The following is a 263-nucleotide window of genomic DNA, read 5'->3' as shown; positions in this document are numbered from 1 at the left end:
AAGAGCCCGAGCAGCCGCAAGGTAATCTACTACTCGATAAAGTCTACGGCTGCCATATCCATTGGGCAGGCGAGAACCGTAAGGGGGAAGATATTCCAGCCCTCGTGGCACAGTTAAAAGCTGAGGGCAAAAAACCTTATGTCATTCCTTACGGCGGCTCTAATGAATTAGGTGCGGTGGCCTTTATCGAGGCGTACAAAGAGCTTAACGCGCAGCGTGAAGCGTTAAAGGTAGATTTTAGCCATATTATCTTCGCTTCTAGC

At 49.0% G+C, this 263-nt stretch carries 1 pseudogene; it reads left to right on the top strand.

Annotated elements, in window-relative coordinates:
* Positions 1 to 263, top strand: a pseudogene (locus AAEY72_RS15325) (D-cysteine desulfhydrase family protein); the annotation flags it as partial.

The organism is Psychrobacter sp. W2-37-MNA-CIBAN-0211, assembly GCF_040309405.1.
Lineage (GTDB): Bacteria > Pseudomonadota > Gammaproteobacteria > Pseudomonadales > Moraxellaceae > Psychrobacter > Psychrobacter glaciei.
Note: the sequence above shows the minus strand (reverse complement) of the source record. Positions and strands in the feature narration are given on the sequence as shown.